Raw genomic sequence first — 26,519 nt, 5'->3', positions numbered from 1 at the left:
CTCCGCCCGCGGGGGCCGCGCCACCAACACGGGCGCCGGGGCGCGGGTGTGCGCCCGCCCCCGCGCCCGCGCCTGCGGCCTCGCAGGCGCGGGCGGGAGGGTCAGAGGTGGCGTTCGACGGCCTCGAAGATGTCGGCGTCGGTCTCCTGCTGCCACTTGGGGAGGTCGTCCCAGTCGGCGGTGTAGGCGGGTTTGGGGGCGGCGATGTGGTGGTGGATCTGGGCGATCCAGCAGAGGGCGACGAAGCGGCCCTTCTGCTCGCGGGTGAGCTTCGAGGTGCTCCCGCCGCTGACGGTGATGAAATCGCGGACCTGGCCGAACACGGCGGCTGCGGCAGCCCGTTCCCAGTCGGGCGTCTCCTCCCAGGGGGAGACGTAGCCGGGCTTGGGATCGCCGGGGAAGTGCTTGCGCACCCCGGCGATCCAGGCCTCGCGGAAGATCCGGCCGTCCTCGGTCATGGGGGTTCCTTTCGTCAGATGGTGGGTTGAAGCGCTGAGATGTGGTCGTGAAGCGCTGCGATCCGGCTGTCCCGCATCAGAGGTGCGAGGTGCGGCTTGAGTCCGTCGAGCTTCTTGGCGATGTAACCGGATCCGGTCTCGTCGGCCAGGGCCATGGAGGCCTCGCTGAAGTGGATGACCTGTTCGATGTCGCCGCTGTGAGCGTTGAGTGTGGCGAGTTCGGCGAGGACGGCGCCACGGCGTCGCGGAGAGCGACTGATCTCCAGCGCGTTGAGTAGGGACTTTTCGGCAAGGTCCGGTCGGCCGAGAGCGAGGTAGCAGGTGCCACGCTCCTCAGCGAGGCGGGTTCCGTCGAACCGCAACCAGCCCCCGTTCTGAATCGGGCCGCTCAGACCGGCTACCTGCTCGGCCTCGGCAAGTGCTCGTTCGCAGGACTTTAGTTGCCCGACGCCGGCGTACACCTGTGCCTGGACGACGGCGATCCAGTGGCGAGTGGAAAGTTGCTCATCCCCTCGCAGGGCGATCCGTGATGCGGCGGCGAGGATCGGTTCGGCGGTGGCAAAGCGGCGTTCGGAAAGTTCGATGAAGGCGTGACGGGTCAGAGCGCAGGCCCAGAGGTCATACTTCGACGCTTCGCGAGCGGCCGCTGCGGCAAGGGTGTAGCACTGTGCGGCGTCCGTGTAGTGGTTGGCGTCAAAGAGGATCTCACCGGCGAGTTGGTAGAGATCGGCCGCCGACTCGCAGAGTGGCTTGCGTCCGCTGTCAGAGGTGACTGAGCGGAGCCCGGCCGTGAGAACGCCCAGCTGATGCCGCACCAGTGGATAGACCGCCTGCTTGTTCCGGGCGGAGGAGAAGGCCTGCCAGAGATGGGCGTTCATAAGGCTGTCAGCATCGGGTGATGGGGTGGGGGCTGCTGACGCCGCTGTGTTGGCGCCAGAGGTGAGCGTGATCAGAGCCCCTGTTGCCGCAATCAGCCCGAGGGCCTCGCGTCTCTTCATATCGTCACTTTCGTCGATTGACGAAGGGATCGTCTGTCGAACCGGCGACTTGGGCGGCGGGTTCAGGAGACCGTCCAGCTCCGAGGTGGTGACCTTGAGGAGTGCTGCGAGCTTTGGCCTCTGTTGAGGCTGGGGGTCGGCATGGCCGCACTCCCAGCGGGTGACAGTGGAAGTGGCAACTCCAAGATCGGCAGCGAGCCGTTCCTGACTGTAGCCCAACTCCCTGCGCCTTCGGGCGAACAGGTTGCGCTTGCTGCTCATCCGTCCCAGCTCCACGAGTGCCATCGTTCCCAGCCGTGTACCTGCGACGCCTGGGTAACGCCTGGAAAGTGCGGTTGGTCCGCTCTGGTTGAAGGTAACGCATTGTCGTTCACTGGTCACGTGCTGCTTTGAGTGCTGGCTTGAGGGCTGTGCCTCGCAGTGCTTCGGTTCGAGACTCCGATGGCCGAGGGGCTGTTGATGATGAGTGGACTTCTGATCACCGAGCGGGCGCCGAGGCCTGCGACTGTGATGCTGCCGTACCGGGGGGAGTCGGCGGGGGAAGCGCGTCGCATGGTGCGGGGGAAGCTGGTGGAGTGGGGGTTGCCGGAGCTCATCGATGCTGCGGAGGTGGTCGTCAGTGAACTCGTGACCAATGCGGTGAAGACGGGGTGCCTGGCGCGGATGACCGTCACTGTTCGCCGGGTCACCGACCGGACGGTGCGCGTGGCGGTGCGGGACGGGTCGCGCATTCTGCCCGTGTTGATGGTGGCAGGGGAGGACGAGGAGGGGCACCGGGGGCTTGCGTTGGTCCACCATCTGACGGGCGGGCGTTGGGGGGCCTCGGTGGAGGTGTGCGGGAAGATCGTGCATGCGGATCTGGTGGTGGGCTGCTAGGTAAGAGAGGGGCGTGCGGGTGATGCCGATGCTCTATGTGGTGGTGTGTGCGGCCGGAGTGGCCAATGGTGTGCCGGAGTTGGTCTCCGCCGCGCAGGGGCGGGGGTGGTCCGTCGGGGTGGTGGCGACTCCGTTGGCGATGGGGTTCATCGACGTGGAAGGGCTTGAGGAGCAGACGGGTTTCCCGATCCGGTCCGCCTGGCGGAAGCCCGGGGATCCCCGTCCGCTGCCCGACCCGGACGCGCTGGTGGTCTCGCCGGCCACCTTCAACACGATCAACAAGTGGAGCGCCGGGATCTCGGACACCCTCGCGCTGGGCATCCTCTGCGAGTCCTACGGCTGGGGCATCCCCGTCGCCGTCCAGCCCTGTCTGAGCGCGGCCCAGGCGGCGCACCCGGCGTACGGGGAGAGCCTGGAGCGGCTGCGGCGGATGGGCGTGCGGATCGCGGAGTTCACGCCCGGGTCGTCCAGCTGGACCCGGGCGCTGGACCTGCTGGGGGACTGACAGGGTGGCTGGTCCGGCGGCCCGATCCTGGCAGTGTGCGGGTGTTGCCCCGTGAGCGGCCCGGAGTAGCGTCCGGGCAGGTCGGCGACGGTGTGGGAGGTTCCGGTGGCAGCGGTCAACGGCGAGGTGTCGTTCTGGTACGCGGCGGAGGGGGTTCCGCAGCCGGGCCCTGCCCTGCCGGGAGACCGGGACGTGGACGTCTGCGTCGTCGGCGGCGGGTACACCGGACTGTGGACGGCCTACTACGTGAAGAAGGCCGAACCCGCCCTGCGGGTAGCCCTGTTGGAGCGCCGTTTCTGCGGCTACGGCGCTTCGGGGCGCAACGGCGGGTGGCTGTACAACGGCTTCGCCGGCCGCGGGGCCTTCGCCAGGACGTACGGCCGGGGCCGGGCGGCGGCGATGCAGCGGGTGATGGACGCATCGGTCGGCGAGGTCGTGGAGACCGCGGCCGCGGAGGGGATCGAGGCGGACGTCGTCCGGGGCGGGGTGCTCGAAGTGGCCCGGAGCGGGCCGCAGTTGGAGCGGTTGAAGGCCTTCGTCGAAACCGAGCGGGGCTACGGAGAGGGCCGGGTGGAGGAGCTCTCCGCGAAGGAGGCCGGCGGGCGCGTCAATGCCGCGGGCATCCTCGGCGGGGCGTGGTCCCCGTACGGGGCCCGGATCCAGCCGGCCAAGCTCGTGCGCGGCCTGGCGCGGGTGGTAAGGGAGTTGGGGGTCGAGGTGTACGAGGGCACACCCGTCACCGGGATCGTCCCCGGCGGCGACGGCCGCCGCCCGCGCGCCGTGACGCCGTACGGCACCGTCACCGCCGACCGCGTGCTGCGCGCCACCGAGGGGTTCACCGCCGGGCTGCGCGGCGAGCGGCGGACCTGGCTGCCGATGAACTCGGCGATGGTGGCCACCGAGCCGCTGCCCGCGGAGTTCTGGGCGGAGGCCGGCTGGCAGGGCCGGGAGGTTCTCGGGGACTTCGCGCATGCCTACATGTACGCCCAGCGGACCGCCGACGACCGGATCGCCCTCGGCGGGCGGGGCGTGCCGTACCGCTTCGGCTCGCGGACGGACTCGGACGGCAGCACCCAGGTGGAGACGGTGCGCCAGCTGCGCCGGATCCTGAACGACTTCTTCCCCGCCGCCGCGCACGCCCGGATCGACCACGCCTGGGCCGGGGTGCTGGGCGTCCCCCGGGACTGGTGCGCGACGGTGGAGCTGGACCGGGCGAGCGGGCTCGGCTGGGCGGGCGGGTACGTCGGCAGTGGGGTGACCACCACCAACCTGGCCGGCCGCACCCTGCGCGACCTGGTGCTGGGGCGGGACACCGAACTCACCGCGCTGCCCTGGGTGGGGCACACCGTGCGGCGCTGGGAGCCGGAGCCGCTGCGCTGGCTGGGGGTGCAGGCGATGTACGCCGCGTACCACGCCGCCGACCGGCAGGAGGCGGCCGGACGGGCCACCACCTCGCCGATCGCCCGGGTCGCGGACCTGGTCTCCGGGCGAATCTGACGGGCCGTTCGGCCGAGGCGCGCGGCTGGTCTGCCGGGTGCCGCGCCGTGCGCCGCGCACCGTTGGGGCGTGCTGAGGAGAACCCTGCCGGCCCTGTGCCTCGCCCTGCTGCTCTGCGTGCCCGCGGGCCGCGCGTATGCCGCCCGTGCCGCGTCCGTTGCCCATGGCGCGTCCGTCACCCGCGCCGCGTCCGCCGCACCGGACACCGCGCAGGACGGGGAGGTGGTCGCCGTGGACCAGGCGTCCCGCCGCGTCCTCGTGCTGCGGGGGGTCGAGGAGCTGACGGGGTACCAGGGCGTCGACCGTCCGCCCGTGGTGTGGTCCTGGGCGGCCGACCGGGCGTCCGACCTCGGCGACCTGGACCCCGAGCGGAGCTGGACCGACCCGGACGAGGCGAAGGGCCGGACCCTGGAGGGCCGGCACTACCTGCTGACCACGGCCTCCGGCGGGCTCGTCGCCGTCGTCGACACCGCCACCGGCGCCAGCCGCTGGGCGGCGGACCTCGGCGGGGACGTCAATCCGCACAGCATCGAGCTGCTCCCGGACGGCAACGTCGCGGTCGCCGCGAGCGCCGGCGGGTGGGTACGGCTGTACGCCGCCTCGCAGGGCTCCCGGGCCACCGCCCATGCGACGTTCCGGCTCTCCGGCGCGCACGGGGTGCACTGGGACGAGCGGTCCGGCCTGCTCTGGGTGCTCGGCGACGGTGAGCTGACCGGGCTGCGGGTCGGCGGGGACCCGGACGCGCCCGCCCTGACGGCGGTCCGCAGTGCCCCGCTGCCCGACCAGGGCGGTCATGACCTCGCGCCCGTCCTGGGCTCGCCGGGCCGGTTCTGGGTGAGCACCCTGAACGGCCTCTGGCAGTACGACCCCGCCGCCGACGGGTTCACCGCCGTCCATCTGGCCGATCCCGCCGATCCCGCCCGTTCCGCAGATCCGGCCGAGGAGCGGGACGTCAAGAGCATCGGTGACGAGCCCGGCACCGGGCGGCTGCTCACGGTGGTGCCGGACCACTCCCCGGCCTGCGACTGGTGCACCTCGGTGATCCGCCTGCACCGCCCGGAGGGGACGTGGAAGTTGACCGGCACGCAGCTGTACAAGGCGCGCTGGTGGGGTGGCTGGTAGCAGATCCGTGACGCACGGTAGTCGATCTTGGTCGGCGGGTCGGCGATACCACCCGTTCTGCTTACCGCGTTCGGCTGATGGGGCATATTGTGTACCCCGGCAAACTACTCCAATGGAAGTCAGTTTCCCCTCAGCGTCCGAAAACCATCTGCGGACCTGCGCCGACTGGGATAGCGTCGAAGCCGTCGGGGGGCCGACACCGATCGGGTGTATTCGAACGTCAGCTACCGGGCCGTAACGGCCCGAATTGGTCCTGGAGAAAAGCATGCGGAATTCCCCGGAGGAAAGCCGGTCGGACGTCATCGACGATCTGCAGCTCGCGGTCGACTCGCTGGCGGCATTTCCGGCCCGGAATGCGGCCGGAACGGCGGACGTGACCGAACGGCTCGCGGCGGTCGCCGCACTCTGCCGGTCGGTCGACACGGTGCTCGACAGCCTGGTCGTGCAGGCCGCCGCGGAGGCGGCCGAGGAGGGCTGGACCGCGGCCCGGATGGCGGCCGAACAGTCCGGCTACTACGCCAGGTTGCAGCGGGCGCTGCTCCCCACCGTCGCCGGCGCCGGGCTGACGGAGCAGTGAGCGCCCTGCGTCCGGGCGTGCACGTGCTGTCCTGCCCCACCCGGTGGAGCGACGTCGACGAGAACGGGCACATCAACAACGCCCGGCTGGTCGGCTACGTCCAGGAGGGGATTTACGACCTGTTCCGCCACCACGCGACCGCCGTCCGGCAATCGCTGTTCCCGTCCGGATTCATTATCGCCCGGCACGAGATCGATTACCTGGAACAGTTGCACCACCGCCCCGAGCCTTTGTCGGTGCGGCTGACGGTGGAACACCTCGGGCGGAGTTCCGCGCACGTCGAGGTGAATGTCTGCCGGGAACCGCTCACGTTTATGCGGGCGCGGACCGTGGTGGTCGCACGGGACCAGGAATCCGGGCGTTCGCGCAAACTCAGCCAGAACGAGCGGCGCTTTCTGGCGGCGTTTATGTCGGTCTCGGCGGCCGGCCCGGCGCCGGACACGGCGCGTGGCGACCGCCGGGCGGGCGGCCTTCCCGCTGCCGCTGCCGCTGGTGCCGCTGCGGCGGCCCGGGCGCAGGCGTCGGTGCAGGCGCCGGTCCCGGCCTCGGAGTCGGACCCGGTGCGCTGGGCGCCGGCCCGGCTGGGTGGCGGGGTGGGCTCGCCGCGCGGTCCGCGTCGGCGGTGTCGTACCTCGGCGGGCTGAACCGCCCGCTCAACCGCCCGGCGACTGAACCGCCCGGCGACCGTGGGCTCCCGTGCCGGTGACGGCGCGGGCCGGCGGCGTGATCGACAACGGCGTCGATCCGTCGGTCCGGCCCCTCCCGGACCGCTTCCTCCGCACCGCAAGGGCACGGCGTCAGGGTTCCGTTCGGGACCGCCGCCCCACCCGCAGCGGCCGGTCGGCCCGGTCCGGAGCGCAGTACGCTGAGCAGCACGGGAACCGGTACGTCCCCCGGCGGTGACGGGCTGCGACCGACCAGCAGCCTCCCTGGACCATCGGCCGCCGACCCGGCCCGGTCCCGCCGACCGGAAGGAGGACGCGATGACCATCTCCTGGGAGGACTTCCTCGCCCGTGTCGTGGAGCGCGGCGAGTACCGGGGCGAGGCGGAGGCGGACCACGCCGTCCGGGTCGTGCTCTGCCTGCTGGGTGAGCACTTGGTGGGTTCGGAGCGCGGCGAGCTCGCCGGGGCGCTGCCCGCCACGTACGCGACGCTGCTCCGGGACGCCCGGCCCGCCGCCGAGCCGCTGACGGCCGAGCGCTTCGTCGAGGCCGTGGTGGGCTGGATCGGCGGCGCCACGACCGCGACCGCGCAGTGGGACATCGGGGCGGTGCTGAGCACCCTGGCCGAGCTCGTCCCGGGGGAGCTGGTCGACCGGGTGGTCGAGCAGCTGCCGGACGGCTACGACCTGCTCTTCGGCCACCCGCTGCCCGCGTGAACAACCCCACGTGAACAACTCTGCGGGTCAGGGCGCCTAGGGCACGCCCCAGCGGCCGGTGGTGGCCCGGAACAGCTCCGCGCCCGGCCCGGTCAGCTCGACCGGGCCGGCGCCCGGGGGCAGGTACGCCGAGGCGCCCCGGGGCAGGTCGAGGCCGCGGTGTCCGGGGGCGTGCAGCCGGGCGCTGCCCGCGGTGCAGAGCAGGATCTGCGGGGTGGGCAGCTCGATCCGGACGGGGGCGGCCGACGGGTGCAGTCGGGAGAGCCGGAACTCCGCGGCGGGGGAAGGGAATTCGGCCTCGACGGCGGTCAGTGGGCGGGCTTCGAGGACGGCGGGCGCGGCCGCCCGGAAGTCGGTGACGGCCAGCAGTCCGGCCACGTCGACGTGCTTGCCGGTGAGCCCGCCGCGCAGCACGTTGTCCGAGTTGGCCATCAACTCGACGCCCACGCCCCGGAGGTACGCGTGCGGCACCCCGGCGGCGAGGTAGAGCGCCTGGCCGGCGGCGAGCCGGACGTGGTTGAGCAGCAGCGCGGCGAGCAGGCCGGGGTCGCCGGGGTACTCCTCGGCGAGCCGGGCGTAGGCCGCGCAGGTGTCCGCGTGGGGGCCGCCGGAGGCGGCGGTGCGGCGCAGCGCCCCGGCCACGGTGGTGAGTTCGGGAGCGTCGGCGGCCAGTGTCCGGCGCAGCAGTGCGGGCAGTGCCTCGGCGGCGGGCCGCTCGCGCAGGGTGGCCGCCCAGGGGGCGAGCACGCCGAGGGCGTCCAGCAGCCGGGCCGTGGCGGCGGCCGGGCGGAAGCCGCAGAGGGCCTCGAAGTCACCAAGGGCGCCCAGCAGTTCGGGCTTGTGGGAGCGGTCCTTGTACACCCGCTCCGGGGCGGTGGGCGGGATGCCCCGGGCCTCTTCGGCGGCGTACCCGGCCTCGGCCTGGGCGCGGGTGGGGTGGACTTGCAGGGAGAGCGCCCGGTCGGCGGCCAGCACCTTGAACAGGAAGGGCAGTTCCGGGCCGAACCGCCGTACGGTGTCCGGCCCGAGCAGGCCGTCCGGGTCGGCGGCGATCAGTGCGTCGAGCGCCCGGCCGCCGGCCCGGGAGGGCGCGGAGGGGTGGGCGCCCATCCACAGTTCGGCCTGCGGGGTGCCGTCGGGGGCGGTGCCGGTGAGCGCGGGGATGGCGGTGGGGGAGCCCCAGGGGTAGTGGCGGACCGGGTTGTCGAGCAGGGTGTAGGGCGGCATGCCAAGGGTCTCCCGGGGCTGTCAGCGGCAGAGCGCGGCGGCGCCGATCAGCCCGGCGTCGGTGCCGAGCTCGGCGCGGCGCACGTCCAGGCCTCGGACGTAGGACAGGGCGGCGTAGCGGTCCAGGTGGCGGGCGAGCGGGGCGAACAGCACCTCCCCGGCGGTGGCGACGCCGCCGCCGACCACCACCCGGTGGAGGTCGACCAGGGCGGCGGTGGCGGCGATCCCGGCGGCCAGGGCCTGGGCGGCCCGGTCGAAGGAGGCCAGCGCGACCGGGTCGCCCGCGGCGGCGGAGGCGGCCACGGCGCGGGCGGTGGCGTCCTCGCCGGGCGGGCGCCAGCCCTCGGCGAGGGCCCGGCGGGCGATCGCGGTGCCGCTGGCGAGGCCCTCCAGGCAGCCGCGGGAGCCGCACGGGCAGGGCTCGCCGTCCAGGTCGACGGTGATGTGCCCGAGGTGTCCGGCGTTGCCGCTGGGGCCGGGGCGCACGGCGCCGTCCAGCACCAGTCCGGCGCCGACGCCGGTGGACACCACCAGGCAGAGCGCGTTGGCGGCGCCCCGGGCGGCGCCCTGCCAGTGCTCGGCGGCGGCCATCGCGACGCCGTCGCCCGCCAGGCGGACCGGGAGTCCGGCCACCGCCGGGTGCGCGGCGACCTCGGCGACCAGCGGGAAGCCCCGCCAGCCGGGGATGTTGACCGGGCTGACGGTGCCGTCGGCAAGGTCGACCGGGCCGGCGCTGCCGATGCCGACGGCCGTCACGGCGGCCCAGTCGGGGGTGCCGGCCAGCTGCTCCAGCACCTTGTGCACGACGGCGAGCACGGCCGGGCCCGGCTCCCGGGCGGGGGTGGGCAGTTGCAGCCGGTGCCGCAGCCGGCCGGTGCCGTCGACCAGGGCGCCGGCGATCTTGGTGCCGCCGACGTCGACGGCGGCGAACAGGGGGGTGAGCGGCATGGCGGGCTCCAGGAGGGGTCGGCGGCGCCCCGGCCGGGCGGGCCGGGGCGCCTTCACCGTACGTCGGTCAGCGGGCGGGGGTGAGGCGCAGCGTGACCAGTTCGAACGGGCGCAGCGCGAGGTGCACCGCGCCGTCCTCGACCGTCACCTCGCCGCGGGTGCCGTCCCAGGGCCGTTCCAGCAGGTCGCAGGGGACGGCGCCGGCCAGCGGGAAGGAGGTGCTGAGCCGGCCCCGGGCGCGGCCGCCGCCGGCCTCGTAGACCCGGACGACCAGGTCGCCGCTGCGGTCGTCGGCGAGCTTGACGGCGCTGACCACCAGGGCGTCGTGGTCCACCTCGACCAGCGGCGCGACCCGCTCGGCGGTGCCGGTGACCCGCCGCTCGGGCAGGCCGATCCGGTAGCCCTCGCGGACGGCGTCGCCGATCGCGGCGCCGGGGACCAGCGCGTGCCGGAAGCGGTGCAGCCCCTGGTCGGTCTTCGGGTCGGGGAAGCGCGGGGCGCGCAGCAGCGAGAAGCGGACCGTGGTGGTGGTGCCGCCGTCGTCGGCGCGCACGGTGCGGGTGACGTCGTGGCCGTAGGTGGAGGCGGTCACCAGCGCGACGCCCCAGCCGGGCTCGTCCAGGTGGACGAAGCGGTGGTTGCAGGCCTCGAACTTGGCGGCGTCCCAGCTGGTGTTGGTGTGGGTGGGCCGGTAGAGGTGGCCGAACTGGGTCTCGGCGGCGTACCGCTCGGTGTGGACGTCCAGCGGGAAGGCGACCTTGAGGAACTTCTCGGTCTCGTGCCAGTCGACCTCGGTGTCGATGTCGAGCCGCTGCTCGCCCGGGTGCAGGGTGAGGGTCTGGACGACGGTGGAGGAGCCGAAGGAGCGGGCGATCCTGACCTCGGCCCGGCCGTCGGCGGCCGTGGCGGTGAGGGAGTCGACGCCGGTCAGGTCGGTGACGGTGTTGCGGTAGAACTGGTCCACGTCCCAGGCGTCCCACATGTTGGGGAAGTCGGGGTGCAGCTGGAGCAGGTTGGCCCGGCTGCCGGGGGCGACGGTCTCCCGGCCGGTGGCGAGCTCGACGGCCGAGCCGATCAGGCCGTCGGCGTCGACCACCACCTCCAGCAGGCCGTTGCGCAGCGTGAACCCGCCGCCGTCGAGCGCAGTGACGGTGGCGGCCGGGGCGTCCGTGGTGGCGACGGCCGCGCCGCCCGCCGGGACGGCCGAACGGGCGTGCGGAGCGGAGTTGAACACCAACTCCCGCCCGCCGTCGGCGGATCCGGCCAGTGCCTGCTGGGCCGCGTCGATCAGCTCCGCCAGCTCCCGGGCCAGCGCCGCGTAGGTGGCCTCGGCCTCGCGGTGCACCCAGGCGATCGAGGAGCCGGGCAGGATGTCGTGGAACTGGTGCAGCAGCACCGTCTTCCAGATCCGGTCCAGCTGCTCGTACGGGTACGCGTACGGCTGCTCGGCGCCCGCGCGCAACGCGGCGGTGGAGCACCAGAGTTCGGCCTCGCGCAGCAGGTTCTCGCTGCGCCGGTTGCCCTGCTTGGTCTTTGCCTGGCTGGTCAGGGTGGCCCGGTGCAGCTCCAGGTAGAGCTCGCCGACCCAGACCGGCGGGTCGGGGTACTCGGCCTCGGCCTTGGCGAAGAACTCGGCGGGGTTCTCCCAGCGGACGGTGGCCGAGCCCTCCAGGTCCCGCAGCCGGGCTGCCTTGCCGACCATCTCGCGGGTCGTCCCGCCGCCGCCGTCGCCCCAGCCGGTCGGGGCGATCGAGTGCCGGGCCACCCCCTTGTCCTTGAAGTTCCGTGCAGCGTGGGCGATCTCGCTGCCCTTCATGGAGCAGTTGTAGGTGTCCACGGGCGGGAAGTGGGTGAAGATGCGGGTCCCGTCGATGCCCTCCCAGAGGAAGGTGTGGTGCGGGAACCTGTTCACCTGGCTCCAGGAGATCTTCTGGGTCAGCAGCCACTTGGAGCCGGCGTTGCGGATGATCTGCGGCAGGCCGCCGGTGAAGCCGAAGGTGTCGGGCAGCCAGGCCTCGTGGTTCTCGACCCCGAACTCCTCCAGGAAGAACCGCTTGCCGTGCACGAACTGCCGGGCCATCGCCTCCGAGCTCGGCATGTTGGTGTCGGACTCCACCCACATGCCGCCCGCCGGGACGAACCGGCCCTCGGCGACGGCCTTGCGCACCCGGGCGTACACTTCCGGGCGGTGCTCCTTGATCCAGGCGTACTGCTGCGCCTGGGACATGGTGTAGCGGAACTCCGGCTCGTCCTCCAGCAGGGCGGTCATGTTGGCGGTGGTCCGGGCCACCTTGCGCACCGTCTCGCGCAGCGGCCACAGCCAGGCGGAGTCGATGTGGGCGTGGCCGATCGCGCTGATCCGGTGCGCGGACGGCACGGCGGGCGCGGCCAGGACGGCGGTCAGCTCCGAACGGGCCGCGGCGGCCGTGCCGTTGACGTCCTGGAGGTCGATCGCGTCCAGTGCGCGCTCGACCGCGCGCAGCACCTCCCAGCGGCGGGCGCCGTCCACCGGGAGCTCGGCCATCAGCTCGCCGAGCACCTCCAGGTCCAGCGACAGCTGCCAGACGGTGTCGTCGAAGACGGCGAGGTCCATCCGGGCGAGCTTGTACTGCGGACGGTCCCCGGCCGTCTCCTTGTCGCCCAACTCGGTCGGCAGGAAGGGGTGGTAGTCCAGGATCACCGGGTTGGCGGCGGCCTCGACGTGCAGCAGCACCTGCTCGCCGCCGGCCGCCGGGGCGGCGATCCGCACCCACTGGTTGCGCGGGTTGAGGCCCTTCACCGGGCTGCCGTCCGGGCGGTAGACCAGGCCCTCGCACTGGAAGCCGGGCATGTTGGCGTCGAAGCCGAGGTCGATCAGCGCCTCGACCGTCCGTCCGGCCCAGGCCTGCGGCACCGTGCCGGACACCGTCAGCCAACTGGTGCCCCAGGGCGCGCCCCAGGCGTCGCCGACGGCGATCGGGGTGCGCGGCGCGGCCAGGCCCTCGGCGACCGGGACGGGCTCGCCGGGGGCGGTCCAGATGCCGACCTCCAGCGGGACGGACTCCGGGTACACGGCCGGGAGGATGCGCTCCTCCAGGACGCGCTTGAGGCGGGACTCGACGAGGGTGCGGTCATCGTGCATGGCGGCAGGCTCCGTTGCGTGCGGGAGGGCAGTTTCTGGGGGAGGGCGGTGGAAGGGAGGGGGGACGGCGCGGACTACAGAGAACCTACGTCGGCGGGGTGGACCACCTCGGTGATACCGCGCGCCGCCAGGTGCGCCGCGTCCCCGGCGCGTTCGGCGAGCACGGTGGTCGGGCGGGCGCCGGCCTCGGCGAGGCGCATGAAGGCCTCGTACACCGGGCCGCCGGGGCCGCAGTCCGCGCGGCGCGGGGAGGTGACCTCGTCACCGGTGGCGACCACCACGGCGGTGCCGCGCGGCTTGGGCGGCTGCCAGCTGCGGCGGGCGTCGGCTGCGGCCTCGGCGAGCCGGGCGCCGGCCGGTTTGACCGTCCGGTCGGTGGTCAACAGGCCGAGGCTGTACTCCAGTTCGGGGAAGTCGGCGAGCGAGCGGTCCACATCGTGGGAGCACCACCAGGTGACGCCCCAGAGGTCCGGGCAGTCCAGCACGGCCTCGACGGTGGCGCCGGTGAACCGGGCCGCGTCCGCGGCGGTGATGTGCGGGGCGGGCGCGCCGACCTCCTGCAGCCAGACCGGGCGGGCCGGGTCGTCCGCCCAGGCCTTGGACAGCTCGACCAGGTACGCGGCGTGCTGGGCGGTGGCGGTGGAGTGGGCGCCGTAGCGCTGGGCGGTGCCGTTGAAGACCCAGGAGTGCACGGCGGTGGCGCCGCCGAGGCGGGCCGAGTGCCAGGGTGTGAAGGGGTGTTCGTCCAGGTACCAGGCCGCGTCGTAGGAGGCGTGCAGGTGCAGCCGCCCGGGCGCGCCGTCCTCGCAGGCGGTGAGCATCCGGCGCAGCCAGGCCTCCGCCTCGGCGGGGGTGCAGCGGTCGGGGTCGGGGTGCGGGGCGCCGGAGAACTGGTTGATCTCGTTGCCGAGCGTCATCCCGAGGAAGTTCGGGCGTTCGCGCAGGGCCCCGGCGAGGGTGCGCAGGTAGGCGGCCTGGCCGTCCAGGACCCCGGGGTCGGTGAACAGGTTGCGGCGGTGCCAGGTCTGCGTCCAGGCGGGCAGGAAGTCGAAGCTGGACAGGTGGCCCTGGAGGCCGTCCACCGCGACGTCCAGGCCGCGTTCGCCGGCCGCGTCCACGAGTGCGGTCAGCTGTTCGACGGCGCGCGGGCGGATCAGGGTGCGGTTGGGCTGGAACAGCGGCCAGAGCGGGAAGACCCGGACGTGGTCCAGGCCGAGGGCGGCGACGGAGTCGAAGTCGGCGCGTACGGCGTCCAGGTCGAAGTCGAGCCAGTGGTGGAACCAGCCCTTGCTGGGGGTGTAGTTGACGCCGAAGCGCGGGGCCTTCGGAGTGGTGGAAGCGGTGGAAGCGGCGGAATCGGTGGTCACGGGGGTCACGGGTGGGCTACCTCAACTGGGTCGGGGCGTACGGACGGTGTTCTCGTCCTCGGGGGCTCAGCCCTTGACGGCTCCCTCCTCGACGCCCTGGAAGAAGAAGCGCTGGCAGACGGCGAACACCACGACGATCGGCAGGAACGCGATCATGGTGCCGGCCGCGATCAGCCGGGGATTGGCGGAGAAGGTGCCGTTGAGGTACTGGAGCCCGACGGTCAGGGTGTACTTCTGCGGGTCGTTGAGCACGATCAGCGGCCAGAGGAAGTCGTCCCAGGCACCGATGAAGGTGAAGATGACGATCACGCTGAGCATGCCGCGCACGTTCGGCAGACCGATGTACCACAGCCGCTGCCAGACGTTGGCGCCGTCCACCAGCGCCGCCTGGTCGAGCTCGGCCGGTACGGCGGCGAAGGCGGTGCGCATCAGCAGCACGTTGAGCATCGCGATCGCCCCGGGCAGGGCCACCCCGGCCAGGCTGTCGGCCAGGCCGAGGCCGCGCACCAGCACGTACTGGGAGACGATGGTGACCTCGCCGGGCAGCACCAGGGTGGCCAGGAAGAGGCCGAGGAGCAGCCGGGCGCCGCGGAAGCGCAGTCGGGCCAGGGCGTAGCCGGCCAGAGTGCAGCCGACCACGTTGCCGGCGATGCAGACGGCCGCGACGGTCAGCGAGTTGAGGGCGTACGTCCACACCGGGATGGTGTCGGCGACCTTGCCGAAGTTGCCCAGGGTGGGCTGGTCGGGCAGGAAGCTCGGGGTGCGGGTGTAGACGTCCTCGGTGGGGCCCTTGAGGGCGGTGGACAGCTGCCAGAGGAAGGGGCCGATCACCAGCAGCAGGACGAGCAGCAGGAGCAGGTAACGGGAGGCGGTCCGGGCGCGGGAGGGGGTGTTGAAGCCGCGGGCGCCGCCCTTGGCCTCCTTGGCCCCCTTGGTCCTCCTGCCCCCCTCGGCGCTCGGGTCGGGCTTGCGGCGGGGGTCGGTGGTCGCGGTGGTCACGGGTTCAGGCCGCCTTCCGGTTCAGCCGCAGCAGGAACAGCATCGGGCCGAGGGTGACGACGAACAGCAGCAGGCTGAGCGCGGAGGCGTAGCCCAGGTGGCCGTTGAAGCCGCGGCTGTACATCTGGATCAGCATCACCACCGACATGTCGCGGCCGCCGGGGCCGCCCAGTCCGTTGGAGAGCACGTACAACTCGGAGAAGACGCGCAGCGAACTCACCGAGATGAGCGCGGAGATGAGCACCATGGTCGGGCGCACCCCCGGCAGGGTGATGTGCCAGAAGCGGCGCAGCGGGCTCGCGCCGTCCACGGCCGCCGCCTCGTGCAGCTCGTGCGGGACGTTGGCGAGGGCGGAGAGGTAGATCACCATGTAGTAGCCGAGCCCCTTCCAGACGGTCAGGGCGATCGCGCTGAACAGCAGCAGCCAGCGGTCGGTGAGGAAGGGGACCGGGGAGTCGGCCAGGCCGCCCTCCTGGAGCAGGCCGTTGACCAGGCCCCGGTCGTCCAGCACCCAGCCCCAGATCAGTGCCACCACGACGGCGGAGGCGATCACCGGGGTGTAGAAGGCGGTGCGGAAGAAGGTGATGCCGGGGATCCGGCGCTGCACCAGCAGGGCGAGCAGCAGCGGCAGGACGGTCAGCAGGGGGAGGCAGACCAGCATGAACACGATGCTGTTGAGCAGGGCGTCGGCGAGCTGGGCGTCGTCCAGCAGCCGGCCGTAGTTCTCCAGGCCGGTGAACCGGCCGCCGCCGATGGGCTTGGCGTTGGTGAAGGAGAGGATCACCGTGTTGACGGCCGGCCAGAGGTTGAAGACGGCCAGCCAGAGTATCGCGGGGCCGGCGAGCAGCCAGGGAGTGAACCAGCGCCGGTGGGTCATGCGGATGCCTTCCTGGGGCTGGGCCTTCCGGGGCCCGGGGTGGTACAGGCCCCGGGGGTGTGCGAGGCCCGGGGCGGCGGGTGTGGGGGAGGACCCGCCGCTTCGCCGGTAGGGGGTACGGGACTGCGGTTCGTCGGGACGTCGGGACGGTGAGGCCGCGGCTGCGGGGGATCAGCCCTTGAGCAGCTTGTTGCACTGCTCCACGGCGGTGTCCAGGGCCTGCTGGGAGCTGCTCTGGCCGCTGATGGCGAGGGCGAACTGCTGCTTGACGACGGTGCCCATCGCGTCGTCCACCTCGACCGGCTGGATCAGCTCGGCCTTGGCGAGCGAGGTGAAGGCGATCACCTTGGCGTCGCCCGCGTTGGTGCCGTCGCTCTTGCTGAAGAACGGGTCGCTCGCGGAGGCCTTGGTGGACGGGAAGACGCTGGTCAGGTGGGCGAAGGCGGCCTGGTTCTCCGGGCTGGTGACCCAGCGGGCCAGGGCGACCGCGGCGGCCGGGTTCTTGGTGTTCTTCGGGATGGACAGGCCCTGGACGTACAGCGGCGGGGTGCCCATCGCGGGGGACGGGACGACCTTCGGCGCCAGGGTGGGGTTGTCGGTGGCGAGGCTGGTGATGAAGTTGCCGCCGCCGGTGGTCCAGGCCGCGGTCCCGGCGCTGAACAGCTTGGAGTTGCCGGCGTAGGTGTCGGTGAGCACCCCGTTCGGCATCAGGCCCTCCTTGAAGGCGTCGCGGTACTTGTCGAGCAGTGCAGCGGCCTCCGGGGTGTTGAAGGTGAAGGACTTGCCGTCGTCGGCCATGATCTTGACGCCGATGTTGTAGAGGTCGCCGAGGCCGGGCTTGCGGCTCATCAGGTAGGCCTGGCCGCCGGACTTCTCCTTCATCACCCGGGCCTGGGCGATCAGCTCGTCCAGGGTGGTCGGGGGCTTCTTCGGGTCCAGCCCGTCCTTCGTCAGGAGGTCGGAACTCCAGTAGTTCACATCGGTGTTGAGGTACCAGGGGTAGCCGAAGGTGCCCTGGTAGCCGCGGTAGCGGTAGGCGCTCACGCCGCCGGCCACGTACTCGTCCGCGAGCTTCGGGTCGGCCTTGGCGACGTCCAGCAGGACGTCCTTCTTGGCCAGCGGGAAGGCGAAGTCCGGCGGGAGGTTGACCACGTCGGGCAGGGTGCCGGAGGCGGCCTGGCTGAGCACCTTGTCGGAGTAGCCCTCGCCGGGCTGGTCCAGCCAGTCGACCTCGACGCCGGGGTACTTCTTCTTGAAGCCGTCGATCACGCCCTGCATGTAGTCGGTGAACTTCGGCTTGAGCGCCCAGGTCTGGATCGAGACCTTGCCCTTGACCTCACCGGTGGCGGCCGCACTCGCCACGTTGTCGCTGCTCTTGGTGTCTCCGGAGCCGAGTCCGCAGCCGGTGAGGGCCGCCGCGGTGAGGGCCGTGGTGGTCAGTGCCGCCCAGATTCTTCGCATGAGGGTCTCCCGGTGGTCCTGGGGTTCTGGGATGGGTGGTGGTGTGTCAGAACCTGCTTAACTAAACCGGTCTAGCTCTGGCAGGGACTATGCTCCCGCCTAAACTTGACTGTCAAGAGAGGAGTCGGATCCTGTGGGCAGACCGACGATCGCCGACATCGCGCGCCAGGCCGGCGTCTCCAAGGGCGCGGTCTCCTTCGCGCTCAACGGCCGCCCCGGTGTCAGCGAGGCGACCAGGGACCGGATCCTGCGGGTCGCCGAGGAGATGAACTGGCGCCCGCACAGCGCCGCCCGCGCCCTCGGCGGCGCCCGCTCCGACGCCGTCGGCCTGGTGATCGCCCGCCCGGCCCGCACCATCGGCGTCGAGCCGTTCTTCAGCCAACTGCTCTCCGGCCTCCAGGCCGTGCTCTCGGCCAGCTCGGTCGCCCTGCACCTGATGGTGGTCGAGGACACCGCCGCCGAGATCGGGGTCTACCGGCGCTGGGCCTCCGAGCACCGGGTGGACGGGTTCATCGTGGTGGACCTCCAGGTCAAGGACCCGCGGCTGCCCGTCCTGGACGAACTCGGGCTGCCCGCCGTCGTCCTGGGCGGGCCCGGCAAGGGCGGCAACCAGCTGCGGATCTGGGCCGACGACCGGGAGGCGATGCTCTCCATCGTCGACTACCTGGCCGCCATCGGGCACCGCCGGATCGCCCACCTCGCCGGGCTGCCGCACTTCCAGCACACCCAGCGCCGGATCCGCGCGCTGCGCGACGCCTCGCGCCGGCTCGGACTGGAGGAGGCGCTGTCGGTGCCCACCGACTTCAGCGACGCCGAGGGCGCGGCGGCCACCCGCACCCTGCTCTCCCGGCCCGGGCGGCCCACCGCGATCGTCTACGACAGCGACGTGATGGCCGTCGCCGGGCTGGGCGTGGCGGGGGAGATGGGCGTCTCGGTGCCCGGGGAGCTGTCCATCGTCTCCTTCGACGACTCGGTGCTCGCCCGGATCGTCCACCCGCCGCTGACCGCGCTCAGCCGGGACACCTTCGCGCTCGGCGAGCAGGTCGCGCGCAGCCTGCTGGAGGCCCTGGACGGCGCCGGGCCCGACCGCGACCTCCAGATGCCGACGCCCCGGCTGACGGTGCGGGAGTCCACCTCCCCGCCGGGCAGCGGTTCCTGACTCCCTCGGTGCCGGGCCCTGACTCCTCCGGGCGCCGGGCCCTGACTCCTCCGGGTGCCGGTTCCTGACTCCGTCGGGTGGTTGTTGTCCGGGTCGTTGACACCCGTTCTGAACCGGTTTAGCCTCGCTGCGCCGAGAGGGTCCGCTCCTGCTGCCCGTTCCTGTGGCCTCCGGCCCCCCTCGGTTCAGCACCGGCACGCCCGCATGCGGCCGGCCCCCGTCCGCGACGGCGGGCCCGCCCCCACCCCTCCGCCCGATCGGAGCCCCCGCATGTCACGACGCCTACCCCTGCTGCTCAGCGCAGTCCTCGCGACGGCCGCACTCACCGCCACGCCCTCCGCCTGGGCCGCACCCGTGACGGCCGCCGCGCCGCCGCCCACGGCTGCCGCGCCGCCGCCCACGGCCGCCGCGCCGCTGCCCACGGCACCCGCCGGCCCGGGCAGCCAGCCGTACGCCTCCTACTGGTACCCCAGCACGATCCTCAGCTGGGATCCGGCCACCGACCCGGACGCCCGGTTCAACCGCTCCCGCGTCCCGCTCCAGCCCCGCACCAGCGACCCTGCCCTGGCCGCCAACCCCAACGCCCGCGCCGGCGAAGGGAAGATCGCCTCACTGGTCTCCTTCGGCCCCACCTCCAACAACCCCTCCCAGGGCTCCGCCGACCCCAACTACTACGCCTTCGGCTACTGGCAGTACGTCGACAAGCTGGTGTTCTGGGGCGGCTCGGCCGGGGAAGGCCTGATCCTCGCGCCCAACCCGACGGTGATCGACGCCGCCCACCGCAACGGCGTCAAGGTCTACGGCACCGTCTTCTTCCCGCCCGCCGCGTACGGCGGCCAGCTCCAGTGGGTGCGCGACTTCGTCCAGAAGTCCGGCAACCGCTACCCCGTCGCCGACAAGCTCGCCCAGGCCGCCCAGTACTACGGCTTCGACGGCTGGTTCATCAACCAGGAGACCGGCGGCGGGGATTCGGGCCTGGCCGGCGAGGTGCGCAACCTGATGCAGTACACCAAGGCGCAGAGCGGTACCGACTTCATGTGGTACGACGCGATGACCACCTCCGGTGCGGTCGACTGGCAGAACGCCCTCACCTCCGCCAACTCACCCTTCCTGCAAGACGGTTCGAAGAGAACCTCGGACTCGATGTTCCTCAACTTCGGCTGGAGCCAGGACGGCCTGGAATCCTCCCGCACCCTGGCCCGGCAACTCGGCCGCAGCGAGTACGAGTTGTACTCGGGCATCGACACCGAGGCGAACGGCTACAACACCTCCGTCGACTGGAACACCCTCTTCCCGTCCGGGCAGCCGCACACCACCTCGCTCGGCCTCTACCGCCCCGAGTGGACCTGGAAGTCCGCCACCGACCGGGCCGACTTCTACGCCAAGGACGCCCGCTACTGGGTCGGCGCCAACAACGACCCGTCCAAGGTCGACCTCTCGTCCGGATGGCCCGGCCTGGCGGGCTACGTCGCCGAGTCCTCGCCGATCACCGCCAAGCCCTTCGTCACCAACTTCGACACCGGCCAGGGCGACTTCTACAACGCGGCCGGCACCCGGGTCGCCACCGGCGGGTGGAACAACCTCTCGCTGCAGGACGTCCCGCCGACCTACCGCTGGGTGGTCGACTCCACCGGCAGCAGGCTCAGCCCGTCCGTCGACTTCACCGACGCCTACCAGGGCGGCTCCTCGCTGCGGCTGACCGGAACCCTGGACGCCACCAACACCGTCCGGCTCTACCAGACCCGGCTGCCGGTCGCCGCGAACACCAAGCTCGACCTGGTGGTCAAGACCCCGGCCGCCGGCCCGACCAAGCTCAAGGCCGCCGTCTCCTTCACCGACGCCCCGGGCAGCTTCACCACCGTGGACGTCGGGAGCAACACCGGGACGGGCTGGGAGCGGCACACCCTCGACCTCTCCCGGTACGCCGGCCGCACCATCGCCCAGCTCGCCCTCCAGGTCACCGGCAACGACCCGGCCTACGACCTGCGGGTCGGCCAAGTCGCCCTCTACGACGGCACGGTGGAGAGCCCGGCCGCGCCGAGCGGGCTGACCGTGCTCGGCGCGAGCGACGTGACGGCCGGCGCGAGCCAGTCGCTGCGACTGTCCTGGACGGCGGCCCCCGGCGGCAACGTCCACCACTACGAGGTGTACCGGCGCAACCCGGACGGCAGCCGGACCTTCCTGGGGGCCACCCCCAACGACGCCTACTACGTCGGGCGGTTGGACCGGGCCGGCACCGAGGCCGCCACCACGCTGGACGTGGAGGCGGTGTCCACCACCTACGGGCACTCTGCCGTCGCCTCGACCACCGTGGGCTGGAACGCCACCCCGCCGACCGGCTCGACCGACCTTGCGCTCAACCGCCCCGCCACCGCCTCCGGCCAGTGCAACGCCAACGAGGGCCCGGCCAAGGCCGTCAACGGCAGCGTCAACGGCGGCACGAGCGACAAGTGGTGCACGCTGACGGCCGCCAAGTGGCTGGAGGTGGACCTCGGTTCGGCGAGGAAGCTGAACAGGTTCGTGGTCCGGCACGCCCAGGCGGGCGGGGAGAGCGCCGCGTACAACACCCGGGACTTCTCCCTCCAGACCCGCGTGAAGAGCACCGACCCGTGGACGACCGTCGCCACCGTGACCGGCAACACCGCGGGCACCACCACCCATCCGGTGGACACCACCGCCCGCTACGTCCGGCTGGTCGTCACCAAGCCCACCCAGAACGGCGATCCGGCTGCCCGGATCTACGAGTTCGAGGCCTGGGGCCAGTAGGCGTCCGCACCGCATCTCCGTACCGGGTAGGCCTCCGTCACCGCGTAGGCCTCCGTACCGAAAGGACCACCCCCGTGCCGGTCACCACCATCACCGCCGTCGAGAGCACCGACCTGTTCGTCGGCCCCGAGGACGCCCCGCGCCAGATCCTGCGGGTGACGGTCGAGGGGCCGGCCGCCCCGATCACCGTCAGCGGGACGGGCGTCCGCGGCGAGGCGACCGGCACGGGGCTGGTCGACGTCCCCCTGGAGATCACCGGAGCGTCCGTCGGCGCGCAACTTCCCGTCACGGTGAGGGTGGTGGGGAGCGAGGCGGCCGGTGTCGTGGAGGTCGCCGAGCCCGGCTGGACGATGTTCCTGGTCTCCCACTTCCACTACGACCCGGTCTGGTGGAACACCCAGGCCGCCTACACCTCGCCGTGGGAACTGCTCGGCGCCGACGCCACCACCCGGCCGCTCTGGGAGCGCAACGGCTTCGCCCTCGTCGACGCCCACCTCGACCTGGCCCTGCGGGACCCGGTGTACAAGTTCGTGCTGGCCGAGGTCGACTACCTGAAACCGTACTTCGACCAGCACCCGGAGCGGCGCGCGGTGCTCCGCACGCTGCTGGAGCGTGGGCAGGTCGAGCTCGTCGGCGGCACCTACAACGAGCCCAACACCAACCTCACCGGCGCCGAGACGACCATCCGCAACATCGTCCACGGCATCGGCTACCAGCGCGACATCCTCGGCGGCGACCCGCAGACCGCCTGGCAGCTCGACGTGTTCGGCCACGACCCGCAGTTCCCCGGCCACCTCGCCGCGGCCGGCCTCACCGGCAGCGCGTGGGCCCGCGGGCCGTTCCACCAGTGGGGCCCGATCCAGAAGAACTTCCGCCAGGGCAAGGACGACGCCCGGGTGATGCAGTTCCCCAGCGAGTTCGAGTGGATCGCGCCCGGCGGCGAGGGCGTGCTCACCCACTACATGCCGCACCACTACTCGGCCGGCTGGTGGATGGACTCCTCGCCCGACCTCGCCGCCGCCGAACAAGCGGTGTACGAGCTGTACCGCAAGCTCAAGCCGGTCGGCGCGACCAGGAACCTGCTGCTGCCGGTCGGCACGGACTACACCCCGCCGAACAAGTGGGTCACCGCGATCCACCGCTCCTGGCCCGAGAAGTACCTGTGGCCGCGCTTCGTCTGCGCCACCCCGCGCGACTTCCTGGACGCCGTCCGGGCCGAACTCGCCGCCACCGGGCGCCGGCCCAGCCCGCAGACCCGCGACATGAACCCGGTGTACACCGGCAAGGACGTCTCCTACATCGACACCAAGCAGGCCCAACGGGCGGGCGAGGTCGCGGCGGTGGACGCGGAGAAGCTCGCCGCGCTGGCCGTCGTCAACGGGCTCGGCGCCTACCCGGCCGCCGCGCTCGACAAGGTGTGGCGCCAACTCGCCTACGGGGCCCACCACGACGCGATCACCGGCTCGGAGTCGGACCAGGTGTACCTGGACCTGCTGGGCGGCTGGCGGGAGGCGTACGACCTGGCCTCGGCGGTCCGGGACGCGGCGCTGGACGCGCTGACGGCGCGGATCTCCACGGTGGGCATCTCCACGGTGGGCGTCGGCTCGGCGGGCACCTCCACGGCGGGCGTCGGCTCGGCTCTGGTGGTGACCAACACGCTGTCCTTCGACCGGACGGATCTGGTCTCGGTCGAACTCCCGTCCGGTGAAAGGTCGGTGCGGGTCGTGGACGAAACCGGCGCGGCCGTGCCGAGCGCCGTGGACCGGGGCGTGCTGCGGTTCCTGGCCGCCGACGTGCCCGCGCTCGGCTGGCGCACCTGGCGGTTGCTGCCCGGGGAGCCCTCGGCCCCGGCGTGGGCCGAGGCCGAGGGCGTGGTGATCGCCAACGAGCGGTACCGGGTGACGGCCGACCCGGCGCGCGGCGGCGGGCTCGGATCGGTGTACGACCTGCTGCACGAACGGGAGTTGATACAGGAGGGTCGGATCGGCAACGAACTGCGGGTGTACGAGGAGTACCCGCAGCACCCCGACTTCGGCGAGGGCCCGTGGCACCTGGTGCCGAGCGGGCCGGTGGTCGGCTCCGGGGACGGCGCCGGTTCCGTGCGCCGCGAGACCGGGCCGCTCGGCGAGCGGCTGGTGATCGCGGGGACGGTCGACGGCCTGCGCTACGAGCAGACGGTCACGCTGTGGCGCGGGCTGGACCGGGTCGACTGCCGCACCAGGGCGGTCGACTACTCCGGCGCCGACCGGCTGCTGCGACTGCGCTTCCCGGTGGACGTCCCCGGCGGGCTGCCGGTCAGCGAGGTCGCCGGCGCGGTCGTCGGGCGCGGCTTCGCGATGCCGGACGTGGACTCGGCGGAGGCGCCGTGGACGCTGGACAACCCGGCCAACACCTGGTTCGGGCTGGGCGCCACCGCGCGGGCGGAGCTCACCTCGGCCTCCGGCGAGGTCATCGGCTCGCGCGCGCTCGGCGTCGCCGAGGTGGTCGTCCCGACCCTGGACGACGCCGCCGACGCCCGTCCGCTGTTGGTCGCGCTGGCCCGGGTCGGCGTCACCGCCACCACCTCGGGGGCGGACTGGGCGCGGTACGGCTGGCTGGACGTCGACTCCAACCTGCCGGACTTCCGGATCGTCGTCGGCGGCCCGGAAGTCAACGACGCGGCAAGGGAGTTGATCGACCGGGCGGGCGAGGAGTACGCGGCCGCGCTCAAGGCGCACGGCGCGGTGTGGGTGCCCGCGCTGACACCGCTGGCCGAGGTGTGGCGGCCCGACGCGGACCTGCGGGACCTGCGCTCCCTGCCCGCCCTGGTGGTCGCCGATGTGCCGGCCCTGGTGGACGACCTCGCCGACGCCCGGATCACCGCCGTCTGCCCGATGACGGTGTCGGAGCCGGTGTCGGAGTCGGTGCCGGTGCCTGTGCCGGAGTCGGAGTCGGAGGAACTCGCCGACCACACCGTGGCGTTGCTCAGCTTCGGCCTGCCCGGCTTCGCGGTGGACACCACCGGCGCGCTGCACCTGTCGCTGATGCGCTCCTGCACCGGCTGGCCGTCCGGGGTGTGGATCGACCCGCCCCGGCGCACCCTGCCCGACGGCGCCGCCTTCCAACTCCAGCACTGGACCCACGAGTTCGGCTATGCCCTGGTCGGCGGTGACGGTGACTGGCGGGCGCAGGCACTGCCCGCGCGGGGGCAGGAGTTCAACCACCCGCTGTACGCGCGGATCCTGGCCGCGCCGCAGGACGGCCCGCTGCCCGCCACGCTGTCCTGGCTGCGGGTCGAACCGCAGCGCGAGGTGCTGCTCGGCGCACTCAAGCCGGCCGGGAACCCGATCGCCCACGGCTCGGCGGCGCCCGTCGGACCCGAGCTGACCGTGCGGCTGGTCGAATCCACCGGCCTCGGCCGGACGGCGGCACTCGGCGGTGCGCTCGGGCTGACCGACCTGCGGGCGGCCGACCTGCTGGAGCGCCCCCTCGGCCCGGCCGAGCTGGACCTGCCCGGCTCGTCGATCACCACCCTGCTCGCCGCGCCCGGCGTCTCGGCCCGGCCCGGGGGCACGGCCGGGGGTACGGTACTCGGCCCGGTCGCCGAACCCGCCCAGCCCGTCCATGCCCGCTACTGGCTGCACAACCGGGGCCCGGCGCCGCTCGGCTACCTGCCGGTGTCGGTCGGCGCCTCGCCCGGGCTGCTGCGGACGGCGGGGGAGCCGGTGACGCTCTCGGTCGCCCTCTCCTCCCAGCTGCGGGACGCCGTGGTCGAGGGCACGGCCGTCGTGCTGCCGCCGGAGGGCTGGGCGACCAGCCTCGCCAGCCGCCCGTACCGGCTCGCCCCCGACGGCCACCTGCGCTTCCCGGTCACCCTCACCCCGCCGGCCGACGCCCGGCCCGGGCTGCACTTCGCCGCCGTCCGGATCGAGCACGACGGACAGGCGGTCGAGGACGTGGTCACCATCGCCGTCGGCGACCTCCCCGCGCTGCTGCCGGTCCCCGGCGAGGCCCCGGAGGACTGGACGGCCGCCCAGGGCACCAAGGCGACGACCGGCCGCGACACCGGGCTGTCCGTGGACGTCTGTGCCGAGACCCTGCGGGTGGCGCCCGGCGGCCGGGCCACCCTCGGGCTCACCCTCACCAACCGGACCCGCGGCGAGATCCGCGGCGAGCTGCAACTGGTCTCCCCGTGGGGGACGTGGGAGGCCGTCGCCGACCCGGTGCGCGGCTTCGCCGTCCCCGCCGACTCGGCCGTCACCGTCGACTTCGCCGTCACCGCCCCCGAGTCCCTCGACCCCGGCGCGTACTGGGCCCTCGCCAAGGTCATGTGGTTCGGCCGCTGCCAGTACGCCCCTACCGTCGCCCTGGTGGTGGAGGCATGACCCTCGGCCTGCTCGACGGACGCCCCCTCCCGCGCACCGCCCTCGACGCCCGCCTCGCCGCCCTGCGCGGCGGCCCGCGATCCACCGCCCTCCCCCTGCCCGGCAGTTCGGAGGACCGCCAGCTCACCCGGTGGGTCGCCCAGGTGCTGCTGACCGAGGCCCTCTGCGAGACGGTCGCCGCCGAACGCGGCCTCCCGGTCGTCGCCCCCGGCCCGTCCCGCCTCGACCAACAGGCGGCCGTCGAACTCGGCTCCATCACGGCGGCCGCCTACGAGGGCAGCGCGGCCGTCCGTGCCGTCTACGCATCCGTGACCGCCGGCATCGAGCCGTCCGCCGCCGACGTCGCCCACTACCGCGCCGTGACCGCCCGCCCACCGACCACCCGCTGGCACCTCGCCCTCCCCGACGGCGGCTTCGAAGCCGACCCCGACACCCTCCCGGAGGCCCTCGCCGAGGCGCTTCGGGAGGCCCCACCGGGCGAGTGGGTCACCGTCGGCCCCTGGACGGCGATGCTCCTCGCCACCCTGGCCGTCCCCCGGAACCCCGACCCCACCCCGGCCCTCCGGGAGGCCGCGCGAAGGGCGGAGTTCGTCCGCTGGCTGGACCACGAGCGGGCCCAACGCCTCACCCTGGTCGAGGGATTGGAACACCCCGGGGACCCGGCCCAACCCGACAACCACCACCGCCACTGAGCGGCCCCGGCGTGGGGGGCCCCGCCCCCCCCCCCCCCGCCCCGCCCCGCGCGGGGGGGGGGGTGGGTGGGAGTGGAAGAGGGGGGGGGGGTGTGGGGTGGGGGGGGGTGAGGGGGGGGGGGGTGT

20 protein-coding genes are annotated in these 26,519 nt (G+C 73.0%); 11 read left to right on the top strand and 9 right to left on the bottom strand.

Annotated features, from left to right (window positions below):
* Positions 1–101: 101 nt before the first annotated feature.
* On the bottom strand, positions 102–458 hold the full coding sequence (locus ACFWXO_RS21620) for a hypothetical protein (protein ID WP_375894442.1): 357 nt from the start codon (positions 456–458) through the stop codon (positions 102–104).
* 14 nt (positions 459–472) lie between these two features.
* Positions 473–1,717 carry a helix-turn-helix domain-containing protein gene (locus tag ACFWXO_RS21615; RefSeq protein WP_380525399.1) on the bottom strand — a complete coding sequence of 415 codons (1,245 nt, stop codon included), beginning with the start codon at positions 1,715–1,717 and terminating at the stop codon, positions 473–475.
* Positions 1,718–1,897: 180 nt separating this feature from the next.
* Between ACFWXO_RS21615 and ACFWXO_RS21610 the strand changes: the two genes are divergently transcribed.
* From ACFWXO_RS21610 to ACFWXO_RS21580, 7 genes are all read left to right on the top strand, one after another.
* On the top strand, positions 1,898–2,332 hold the full coding sequence (locus ACFWXO_RS21610) for an ATP-binding protein (protein WP_380525398.1): 435 nt from the start codon (positions 1,898–1,900) through the stop codon (positions 2,330–2,332).
* Between the two features lie 22 nt (positions 2,333–2,354).
* Positions 2,355–2,837: a flavoprotein gene (locus ACFWXO_RS21605; RefSeq protein ID WP_380525397.1), complete on the top strand. Its 483-nt coding sequence runs from the start codon at positions 2,355–2,357 to the stop codon at positions 2,835–2,837.
* Between the two features lie 105 nt (positions 2,838–2,942).
* Positions 2,943–4,334, top strand: coding sequence for an NAD(P)/FAD-dependent oxidoreductase (locus tag ACFWXO_RS21600; protein WP_380525396.1), 1,392 nt, complete (start codon positions 2,943–2,945; stop codon positions 4,332–4,334).
* 69 nt (positions 4,335–4,403) lie between these two features.
* Positions 4,404–5,456 (top strand): DUF6528 family protein, encoded by a 1,053-nt coding sequence (locus ACFWXO_RS21595; RefSeq protein WP_380525395.1) that lies wholly within the window; start codon positions 4,404–4,406, stop codon positions 5,454–5,456.
* A gap of 265 nt (positions 5,457–5,721) precedes the next feature.
* Positions 5,722–6,033, top strand: a complete 312-nt coding sequence (locus tag ACFWXO_RS21590) for a hypothetical protein (protein WP_375894358.1) — start codon at positions 5,722–5,724, stop codon at positions 6,031–6,033.
* The gene (locus ACFWXO_RS21585; protein ID WP_380525394.1) at positions 6,030–6,677 is read left to right on the top strand and encodes an acyl-CoA thioesterase; all 648 of its coding nucleotides are present in this window, start codon (positions 6,030–6,032) and stop codon (positions 6,675–6,677) included. Before ACFWXO_RS21590 ends, ACFWXO_RS21585 begins: the two co-directional genes overlap by 4 nt.
* A gap of 339 nt (positions 6,678–7,016) precedes the next feature.
* On the top strand, positions 7,017–7,412 hold the full coding sequence (locus ACFWXO_RS21580; RefSeq protein ID WP_380525393.1) for a DUF2267 domain-containing protein: 396 nt from the start codon (positions 7,017–7,019) through the stop codon (positions 7,410–7,412).
* A gap of 36 nt (positions 7,413–7,448) precedes the next feature.
* Here ACFWXO_RS21580 and manA read toward each other — a convergent pair whose 3' ends face one another.
* From manA to ACFWXO_RS21545, 7 genes are all read right to left on the bottom strand, one after another.
* The gene (gene manA / locus ACFWXO_RS21575) at positions 7,449–8,639 is read right to left on the bottom strand and encodes a mannose-6-phosphate isomerase, class I (RefSeq protein WP_380525392.1); all 1,191 of its coding nucleotides are present in this window, start codon (positions 8,637–8,639) and stop codon (positions 7,449–7,451) included.
* A gap of 21 nt (positions 8,640–8,660) precedes the next feature.
* On the bottom strand, positions 8,661–9,587 hold the full coding sequence (locus tag ACFWXO_RS21570; protein ID WP_380525391.1) for an ROK family protein: 927 nt from the start codon (positions 9,585–9,587) through the stop codon (positions 8,661–8,663).
* 67 nt (positions 9,588–9,654) lie between these two features.
* On the bottom strand, positions 9,655–12,708 hold the full coding sequence (locus tag ACFWXO_RS21565; RefSeq protein WP_380525390.1) for an alpha-mannosidase: 3,054 nt from the start codon (positions 12,706–12,708) through the stop codon (positions 9,655–9,657).
* Between the two features lie 74 nt (positions 12,709–12,782).
* Positions 12,783–14,075, bottom strand: coding sequence for a glycosyl hydrolase (locus ACFWXO_RS21560; RefSeq protein WP_380525389.1), 1,293 nt, complete (start codon positions 14,073–14,075; stop codon positions 12,783–12,785).
* 66 nt (positions 14,076–14,141) lie between these two features.
* Complete coding sequence (locus ACFWXO_RS21555; RefSeq protein ID WP_380525388.1) at positions 14,142–15,074, bottom strand: carbohydrate ABC transporter permease; 933 nt, start codon at positions 15,072–15,074, stop codon at positions 14,142–14,144.
* Positions 15,075–15,078: 4 nt separating this feature from the next.
* Positions 15,079–15,951 carry a carbohydrate ABC transporter permease gene (locus ACFWXO_RS21550; RefSeq protein WP_375894380.1) on the bottom strand — a complete coding sequence of 291 codons (873 nt, stop codon included), beginning with the start codon at positions 15,949–15,951 and terminating at the stop codon, positions 15,079–15,081.
* 171 nt (positions 15,952–16,122) lie between these two features.
* Entirely contained in the window at positions 16,123–17,412 is a 1,290-nt protein-coding gene (locus tag ACFWXO_RS21545) for an ABC transporter substrate-binding protein (protein ID WP_380525387.1), read from the bottom strand.
* Between the two features lie 133 nt (positions 17,413–17,545).
* Here ACFWXO_RS21545 and ACFWXO_RS21540 point away from each other — a divergent pair, with 133 nt between their 5' ends.
* The 4 genes from ACFWXO_RS21540 to ACFWXO_RS21525 all read left to right on the top strand — a co-directional run bounded on the left by ACFWXO_RS21540 (position 17,546) and on the right by ACFWXO_RS21525 (position 26,393).
* Positions 17,546–18,571, top strand: coding sequence for a LacI family DNA-binding transcriptional regulator (locus ACFWXO_RS21540; RefSeq protein ID WP_375894386.1), 1,026 nt, complete (start codon positions 17,546–17,548; stop codon positions 18,569–18,571).
* A gap of 270 nt (positions 18,572–18,841) precedes the next feature.
* Positions 18,842–21,337 (top strand): discoidin domain-containing protein, encoded by a 2,496-nt coding sequence (locus tag ACFWXO_RS21535; RefSeq protein WP_380525386.1) that lies wholly within the window; start codon positions 18,842–18,844, stop codon positions 21,335–21,337.
* Between the two features lie 74 nt (positions 21,338–21,411).
* Positions 21,412–25,701, top strand: a complete 4,290-nt coding sequence (locus ACFWXO_RS21530; protein ID WP_380525385.1) for an NEW3 domain-containing protein — start codon at positions 21,412–21,414, stop codon at positions 25,699–25,701.
* Positions 25,698–26,393, top strand: coding sequence for a hypothetical protein (locus tag ACFWXO_RS21525; RefSeq protein ID WP_380525384.1), 696 nt, complete (start codon positions 25,698–25,700; stop codon positions 26,391–26,393). The genes ACFWXO_RS21530 and ACFWXO_RS21525 overlap by 4 nt, the downstream gene beginning before the upstream one ends.
* Positions 26,394–26,519 lie beyond the last annotated feature (126 nt).

It is taken from the genome of Kitasatospora sp. NPDC059088, assembly GCF_042738155.1.
GTDB lineage: Bacteria > Actinomycetota > Actinomycetes > Streptomycetales > Streptomycetaceae > Kitasatospora.
This window is presented reverse-complemented; position numbering and strand designations above follow the sequence as displayed.

Excerpts from the sequence above, each read along its gene's own strand:
- ACFWXO_RS21620 (WP_375894442.1), bottom strand. The coding sequence starts at position 458 with ATGACCGAGGACGGCCGGATCTTCCGCGAGGCCTGGATCGCCGGGGTG.
- ACFWXO_RS21615 (WP_380525399.1), bottom strand. The coding sequence starts at position 1,717 with ATGAGCAGCAAGCGCAACCTGTTCGCCCGAAGGCGCAGGGAGTTGGGC.
- ACFWXO_RS21610 (WP_380525398.1), top strand. The coding sequence starts at position 1,898 with ATGGCCGAGGGGCTGTTGATGATGAGTGGACTTCTGATCACCGAGCGG.
- ACFWXO_RS21605 (WP_380525397.1), top strand. The coding sequence starts at position 2,355 with ATGCCGATGCTCTATGTGGTGGTGTGTGCGGCCGGAGTGGCCAATGGT.
- ACFWXO_RS21590 (WP_375894358.1), top strand. The coding sequence starts at position 5,722 with ATGCGGAATTCCCCGGAGGAAAGCCGGTCGGACGTCATCGACGATCTG.
- ACFWXO_RS21580 (WP_380525393.1), top strand. The coding sequence starts at position 7,017 with ATGACCATCTCCTGGGAGGACTTCCTCGCCCGTGTCGTGGAGCGCGGC.
- manA (WP_380525392.1), bottom strand. The coding sequence starts at position 8,639 with ATGCCGCCCTACACCCTGCTCGACAACCCGGTCCGCCACTACCCCTGG.
- ACFWXO_RS21570 (WP_380525391.1), bottom strand. The coding sequence starts at position 9,587 with ATGCCGCTCACCCCCCTGTTCGCCGCCGTCGACGTCGGCGGCACCAAG.
- ACFWXO_RS21565 (WP_380525390.1), bottom strand. The coding sequence starts at position 12,708 with ATGCACGATGACCGCACCCTCGTCGAGTCCCGCCTCAAGCGCGTCCTG.
- ACFWXO_RS21550 (WP_375894380.1), bottom strand. The coding sequence starts at position 15,951 with ATGACCCACCGGCGCTGGTTCACTCCCTGGCTGCTCGCCGGCCCCGCG.
- ACFWXO_RS21545 (WP_380525387.1), bottom strand. The coding sequence starts at position 17,412 with ATGCGAAGAATCTGGGCGGCACTGACCACCACGGCCCTCACCGCGGCG.
- ACFWXO_RS21535 (WP_380525386.1), top strand. The coding sequence starts at position 18,842 with ATGTCACGACGCCTACCCCTGCTGCTCAGCGCAGTCCTCGCGACGGCC.
- ACFWXO_RS21525 (WP_380525384.1), top strand. The coding sequence starts at position 25,698 with ATGACCCTCGGCCTGCTCGACGGACGCCCCCTCCCGCGCACCGCCCTC.